We start from the raw sequence: 1,146 nt of genomic DNA on the forward strand, positions 1-1,146 counted from the left end.
AGAGAGACCTGCTGCTTCAACAATTTCTAGGAAATCATCACTACGGTAGAAACGGCTATTACCATTGGCTAGGCAGGTAAAGTAAAGCGAGGTAGCATTTAAGCTGTATGACGCGCCCGCGTATTTCTGCGCATCCCAAAACAGTTCGAGAACGTAAACGGTATCGCCCGCGCTCAACTGCGCCTTCACTTTCTTCAAAATATTTAAAATTTCAATTGGAGAGAAACAATCTAAGAACTGGCTCATCCACCAAATATCGGCATGATCAGGCAATGTTTGGGCTTTATCAAGCATATTGGCAGGATACGGATGCACGCGCTCGCTGAGCTGATTCTCTGCCACGTTCGACATCGCGACTTCCAATTGCTGCGGCAAATCAACAATGGTCACATGCACATCTTTATCGTAGTTGCAGCACTGCATTGCCCATTTACCCGTATTGCCACCGATATCGACGATGTGTTTTGGCTCATTGGCAAACACTTCTTTAAGCAGCAATGGGAAAGAACGATCCGAATAGAAGTGATCAAACTTAAACCAGCTCTGCTTAGCTTGCTCAGGTAATGTCGACAATCCTTGATAGATGGTTTCCCAATCGCCCAGCTCTTTCAATCCAGCAGGTTTGCCGTCTTTGATTGCTTCAGTCAAGTGCATCATCGCGGCATAACAAACGTCGGCCGTGAAATCCATGTTTGCTTGGGTCATGCCATCGTACAACAAGTAGAACCCGAGGTTGGCCAGTGAGTAGTTAGGTTTTTCCCACAAAACAATGTGCGCACTTATCGCCATGTCTAGCAGCACTTTGACACCATATTCTGACACGCCTGTTTTTTCGGCGATATCAATGGCGCTCATGCCTTTTGAACCAGCGCTATCGAGCGCCGCTAAAATACCCAAATCTCTGAGCGTTCTCGCGGTATGGAAAACGATAGGGGCAAAAGATAATTTTTGAGCTTCTGTTTTTGCTTCAAAAGCATTAAAAGGATCATTATTTTGATTTAACACGAAAAAACCTAACTGCATTTAATAATTTTTATTGCTGAGACTGAGTGCCCAACAACGCAAGTGCTCGCTGAATATCAACATTTAAATTGTTTACCCAACGATTGTAATTGCGGTGGATTTTGCCATCACTTGCTTTGAGAT

Annotated in this window: 1 protein-coding gene; it reads right to left on the reverse strand. The window is 44.3% G+C overall.

The genetic code is table 11. The features are described 5' to 3' along the window. Window positions 1-1,023 (reverse strand): methyltransferase (locus R7070_RS26100; RefSeq protein WP_318141500.1); only part of this gene is annotated, 1,023 nt, incomplete at its 3' end. Between the last annotated feature and the right edge of the window lie 123 nt (window positions 1,024-1,146).

This window comes from Vibrio sp. 1557, from assembly GCF_033340175.1.
GTDB classification, from domain to species: Bacteria; Pseudomonadota; Gammaproteobacteria; order Enterobacterales; family Vibrionaceae; genus Vibrio; species Vibrio alginolyticus.